Here is a 326-nt window from a genome sequence, read left to right on the forward strand (position 1 = left end):
CGGTTCAAGCATCGCATCGCAACCTCGCCGCTGGGTGGGGCGGCCGGGGCATTGCGCGACCAGTGGCGCGGTCTGCGGAGTTTGCGGAACCCCGAACTGGGCCTGCTGACGCGCGAAGACGCCATGGTCAACGCGGTCCTGCAGGCCCGCATCGGGGCGGATTGGAACTGTCTCGACATCGGGGCGCATCTCGGCTCGGTCTATTACCGGCTGACCCGGGGCCAGCACCGGATGATTGAGGCCAGCCCCGGCAAGGCGCAGATGCTGGGCGACCGGTTCGGAGCGAAGGCCGTCATCGAATGTGCGGTGTCAGATACCGAGGGCGC

1 protein-coding gene is annotated in these 326 nt (G+C 68.1%); it reads left to right on the forward strand.

What is annotated here, in order from left to right; genetic code table 11:
• Positions 1 to 326, forward strand: a 326-nt coding sequence (locus tag A3764_RS25515) for a hypothetical protein (RefSeq protein ID WP_201722491.1), incomplete at both ends; no start/stop codon positions are given.

Origin of the sequence: Sulfitobacter sp. HI0129 (assembly GCF_001635395.1) — a bacterium.
Lineage (GTDB): Bacteria > Pseudomonadota > Alphaproteobacteria > Rhodobacterales > Rhodobacteraceae > Sulfitobacter.